The 5296-nt window shown below is 70.6% G+C and carries 4 protein-coding genes; 2 read left to right on the forward strand and 2 right to left on the reverse strand.

Annotated features, from left to right (window positions below; genetic code table 11):
• On the reverse strand, positions 1 to 1621 hold a 1621-nt coding region (locus DBR34_RS24220), incomplete at its 3' end, for a VIT domain-containing protein (protein WP_258224176.1).
• A gap of 139 nt (positions 1622 to 1760) precedes the next feature.
• On the opposite strand from DBR34_RS24220, the gene DBR34_RS19830 reads away from it, so the two are divergent.
• A complete protein-coding gene (locus tag DBR34_RS19830) occupies positions 1761 to 2822 on the forward strand; it encodes a DUF1176 domain-containing protein (RefSeq protein WP_128098053.1) in 1062 nt (353 codons plus the stop codon).
• A gap of 36 nt (positions 2823 to 2858) precedes the next feature.
• On the opposite strand, the gene recJ is transcribed toward DBR34_RS19830, so the two are convergent.
• Positions 2859 to 4631, reverse strand: coding sequence for a single-stranded-DNA-specific exonuclease RecJ (gene recJ / locus DBR34_RS19835; protein ID WP_128098054.1), 1773 nt, complete (start codon positions 4629 to 4631; stop codon positions 2859 to 2861).
• A gap of 141 nt (positions 4632 to 4772) precedes the next feature.
• On the opposite strand from recJ, the gene DBR34_RS24225 reads away from it, so the two are divergent.
• The coding region (locus DBR34_RS24225) for a DUF1176 domain-containing protein (RefSeq protein WP_258224177.1) at positions 4773 to 5296 on the forward strand (524 nt) is incomplete at its 3' end.

Consider the following 5296-nt stretch of genomic DNA (forward strand, 5'->3'; position numbering starts at 1 on the left):
CCAGGGTCTCCAGCACCAGCAGCGAGGTGTCCGCACCGACCATCCCGAACTGCTGCGACAGCGTGCCGATCACCGCGGCATTGCCCACCGGATCGGCCGCATAACCGGCCAGCGTGGCGCTGGCCCAGGCCTGCGCCACCAGCCCACCCTCCAGAGCGCGCGCACCGGCCAGCGGAATCCGCTGGGTGTGGCCGCGGCCATCGGCCAGGCGCACCTGCACCTCCACCACGCCATCGTCGCGCTGCACCCGGCCGGACACCCGCACCCAGCCCTGGCTGGCCGCGCTCGCATCGGCCACCAGCTGGTCCACGCCGGTACCGCGCAGCGCCACTACCTGCGCCGGTTGCTGCAGCAACAAGGGCAGCACCGCCTCAACCTCGGCCGCGCTGGACAGCACCAGTGTCTGGCCGTGGTGGGCACCGGTCCACGCACGCAGGCGTGCGCCGTCGGTGCGCGCGCCGGCGCTGCTGAGCGCGTACAGGCGCTGACCTGAGGCCAGTGCCGGCGGCGCCGGCGTGCCGTAGTTGGAGAGGCCGTCACTGACCAGCAGGTACTCGCCGATGTCGGCGCGCGGCGTCCACGCGCCAAGCGCGCTGGCGCCGTCGAGCGGCAGGCCGGTCAGGTACGTCCTCAACGCACTCCAGTCGCCGCCCTGGATACGGAAGCGGCGCGAGGGCTCGGCGCGGTCGCGCAGCACGGTCAGGTCCACCTCGCCCGTGCCCAGCGCACCGAAGTAGCGATCCAGCACCGCGAATTCCGCGGCCCGGTCCCGCTGGCGCGCCGAACCGGACGCGTCCCACACCAGCCCCACCCGCCTGGGCAGCACCCGCGGCGTGGCCTGCGCCGGCACCGGAACCTGCGCCAGCAGATAGCGTTGCCCTTCGTGCAGGCCGGTGACCACGTCGGGCTGCCGCACCTGCGGCAGCCGCCACAGCACCTGTGCCGGCAATGCATCACCGCGCCCCTGCCACTGCGCAACATAGGCGCCCTGTTCCGCACCGAACTTCCAGGGCGACGGCTGGATCGCCGTGGGGGCACCGGTGCCCCGGGCCTCCATCCGCAGCACCACTTCCTCGGCGCCCCGTGCGAACTGCAGCGGCATGGCCCAGCGCAACCCCTGTGCATCCACCGGCAGGGTGTCACGGAAGGTGAGCACGATGCGGCGGCTGCCGTGGGCCGGGATCGGGTACACGCGCAGGCGGAACTGGTTGCCTGCGGTCTGCTCCAGCAGGCCCGGGTCGACCCGGCGCCGCTCGATCGCCTCGAAGACCTGGCGGCCCTGCGCCTTGGGCACCGGCACCGCGTCGCGGAGCACGCCGTCGATGTCCAGCGCGAACCCGGCCACCTGCTGGCCGTCGGCCAGCGGGAATTCGAGCTGCCCTTCCAGCACGCGGCGGTTGGGGTTGAAGAAGGTCATCTCGATGCGGGTCTCGCCCAGGCCCGCCACCACGCGGCTGTCCAGGCGCACCTGGCGCAGCTGCACCGGCACCTCGGCCCCGGCCACCTGCAGCACCGGCGTCACCGGCGGCGGACGCGGCGCCGTGCGTGCCTGCGCGAGGCCGGCCTGCGTGCCCAGCAGCAGCATGCCCAGCATGCCGATCCCACGAAGTGTGCGTTGCATGTGACGCTCCTGATTGGATGACAGCAGGTTGAACGGACCATGCCGGCAAACGGGGTTGAGCCGATGCAAGGCTTGGCGTGTCCGCCGCAGTGGGCCAAGATGCCGCTCCCCCCATTGCGTCATTACAAGGATGTCCCGCATGCGCCTGTCCGCCCTGCTCCCCCTGCTGATGCTTGCCCCGTGGCTGCCGGCCCACGCCGCACCCGCCGCCGCCGTCAGCGGCCTGAGCTTCACCCACAACGACTGGACGCTGGCCTGCGACAACACCCGCACCTGCCGCGCGGCCGGCTACCAGAACGACGAGGACGGCGGCAATGCACCGGTGTCGATCCTGCTGACCCGGCTGGCCGGGCCCGACCAGCCGGTCAAGGCCGAGGTGATGCTCGGCCAGTACGACGAAACCAAACTGCCCAGGCAGTTGTCACTGCAGATCAACGATACGAAGCTGGGCGCGCTGGCGTACAAGGCCGCGGACGGCACCGCCGTGCTCTCGCCGACGCAGGTGAAGACCTTGCTGTCCACCCTGACCGGCACCAGCCGGATCGTGCTGACCGGCAACGACGGCAAGCGCTGGACGGTGTCCGATCGCGGCGCCTCGGCGGTGCTGTTGAAGATGGACGAGTTCCAGGGCCGGCTGGGCACGCCGGGCGCGCTGGTCCGCAAGGGCACCAAGGCGGAAAGCACGGTGCTGCCGGCCGTGCCGATGCCGGTGGTGAAGCTGGCCAAGGTGGTGCCGACCCGCCCCGCCGATGAAGCACTGGGCGAATCGAAGGCACTGCGCGCTGCGCTGGCCGCATCGACCTCGGCCGACGACTGCGAGGCCCTGCACCCGGGCGACAGCGTGATCTCCAATGAAGGCCCGCAGGAGATCACCGTGCAGCGCCTGAGCGCGGACAAGCTGCTGGTCTCGCAGGCCTGCTGGCGCGCGGCCTACAACACCGGTGACGGCTACTGGGTGGTCAACGACCGCGCCCCGTACCAGCCCCGGCTGGTGACCACCTCGGGCGCGGGCGATGACGTGCAAACCATCGGCGAATCGCACAAGGGCCGCGGCCTGGGCGACTGCTTCTACAGCACCACCTGGGGCTGGACCGGCACCCAGTTTGTGAAGACTGAAGTCTCCAGCACCGGGCTGTGCCGGCTGGTCACGGCCGGCGGCGCCTGGGAAATGCCGACGTTGGTGACCAAGGTGCAGGAGTAAACAGCGGCACCGGTGCTGCGCGCCCGCGCGCAGCACTCACGCGTTGGCGCAGTGCTCGATGATGAGCTGGATCGCGCCGCCGCCGCGATAGTCATCGCTGACCAGACGGTAGGCGATATGCACATGATTGGCCGGGGCGGTGCCCTTCCAGCCACTGAAGTGGATCGCATTGATCGGTTCGGCACGGCCGGGCACGCGCAGGCTGAGTTTCAGGTGCTTCTCCTTCAGCACCTGCCAGCGCGCCACCTGGAAGTGACCGTCGAACAGCGGCTCGGGGAAGCCCTGCCCCCACGGGCCGGCCAGGCGCAGTGCTTCGGCGTGGCGGAAATCCAGCTCCCCCGGCGCCAGCTCGCCATCGCTCAGCAGCAGCTGCTGCAGCGAGGCCGGATCCATGCTGGATTCGACCACGGCCACGAACGCCCGCTGGAAATCCTCGAAGCGTGCGTGCGACAGGCTCAGGCCCGCCGCCATGGCGTGGCCACCGAACTTGTCGATCAGGCCCGGGTGCGCGGCATTGACCAGCGCCAGCGCGTCACGGATGTGGAAGCCGGGGATCGAGCGTGCCGAGCCACGCAGTGAATCGCTGCCCGGTTCGGACGGGGCAAACGCAATCACCGGACGATGCAGGCGGTCCTTCATCTTCGAAGCCACCAGCCCCACCACGCCCGGATGCCACTCGGCATCGAACAGACACGCGGCGATCGGGCGTTCGCCTTCGGCAGTGAGCATCGCGCGCGACACCGCCAGTTCGGCGTCGTCGGTCATCAGCTGCTGCACCGCGCGGCGCTCGGCGTTGATCTGCTCCAGGGTCTGGGCGATCTCGCGGGCCTGGCCGCGGTCTTCGGTGAGCAGCAGTTCGATGCCCAGCGCCATGTCTTCCAGACGCCCGGCGGCATTCAAGCGTGGGCCCAGCGCGAATCCGATGTCGGTGGCGCTCAGCCGTGCCGGATCGCGGCCGCTGGCCTCGATCAGGGCCTGCAGGCCCACGCAGCCCTGCCCGGCACGCAAGCGGCGCAGCCCGGCCGCGACCAGCGCACGGTTGTTGGCGTCGAGCGCCACGAGGTCGGCCACGGTGCCCACCGCAACCAGGTCCAGCAAGGTCAGCAGGTCCGGCTCGCGGGTCGCTGCAAACGCCCCCTGTTCGCGCAGGTGGCGACGCAGCGCCATCAATACGTAGAAGATCACGCCCACGCCGGCCAGCGCTTTGCTGGGGAAGGCATCGCCGCTGATGTTCGGGTCCACCAGTGCGTCGGCCGGCGGCAACCGTTCGCCGGGCAGGTGATGGTCGGTGACCAGCACTTTCCAGCCCAGTGCCTTGGCCGCCGCGACGCCGGCATGGCAGGCAATGCCGTGGTCGACGGTGACAAGCAGGCCCGGCTGCAGGTGCGCCAGGTCAGCCACCAGCGACGGCGACAACCCATACCCGTGCAGGATGCGGTTGGGCACCGCGTGCACTACGTCGCGTGCGCCGAGCATGCGCAGCCCGCGCACGCCTACCGCGCACGCCGTGGCGCCGTCGCAGTCGAAATCGCCCACCACCAGAATGCGCGCGTTGCTGGCAATCGCCTCGGCCAGCAGGTTCACTGCGGCCTGCATGCTGCCCATCAGCTCCGGCGCGTGCAGCTGCGCCAGCTTTGGCTGCGCCTGCGCCGCATCGGTGACACCGCGTGCGGCATACAGGCGCTGCAGCAGCGGCAGCATGTCGTCGGGCCAGCCAGCCACGGGCGCTGCGTCGCGACGCTGCAGGGTGACGGCGTGCGTGGTGGTCGGGGAAGCGGAGAGCGGCGCAGCAGCGGCGGTGGAAGACATCGGCATCGCCGGGTTGCAGAGAGTGCCGCCATGATACCGGCTGGCTCCGGTAGCTGCGCTGCGGGTACATCGGTCGACACGTGCGTTCCCGTGCATGCGCCGATGTTGGATACTCCCTGCCCGCTTCCACCCGGCTATTTCATGCCTTTCTCTGCATTGCCGCTGCGCCTGGCCATGGCCCTCTCGCTGGCACCGGTCACCGCCGCAGCGGCTTCTTCACTGGGTACGTCGTTCTTCGAGCACGACTGGCTGCTGGCCTGCGACAACACCCGAACCTGCCGCGCCGCCGGATTCAGCGCCGACGCACCGCTGGCCTTCAGCCTGCTGTTCGAACGTGCCGGCGGGCCGGATACCCCGGTCACGGCGATGCTGGGCTACGTGGACGGCGCCGAATACGGGGATGCCGGAGAGAAGACGCCGGCGCCCAGGCCCACCGGCGCGCTGCAGCTGCGCGTGGACGGCCGTGCGCTGGGTACGGTGGTTCCCACGCAGCCCGAGGCACCGGCCATGCTCAGCCATGCGCAGGTCGAGGCGCTACTGGTCGCGCTGCGGCGTGATGCGCCCATCGCGATCGTTGATGCGGCCGGCAGCGCCTGGCCCATTTCCAACCGCGGTGCCACGGCCCTGCTGCTGAAGATGGACGCGGCGCAGGACCGGCTCGACAC

Origin of the sequence: Stenotrophomonas sp. HMWF003, from assembly GCF_003061285.1 — a bacterium.
GTDB lineage: Bacteria > Pseudomonadota > Gammaproteobacteria > Xanthomonadales > Xanthomonadaceae > Stenotrophomonas > Stenotrophomonas maltophilia_AP.

Bases quoted from the DNA above. Each gene is read 5' to 3' on its own strand.
- DBR34_RS19830 (WP_128098053.1), top strand. From the start codon at position 1,761: ATGCGCCTGTCCGCCCTGCTCCCCCTGCTGATGCTTGCCCCGTGGCTG.
- recJ (WP_128098054.1), bottom strand. From the start codon at position 4,631: ATGTCTTCCACCGCCGCTGCTGCGCCGCTCTCCGCTTCCCCGACCACC.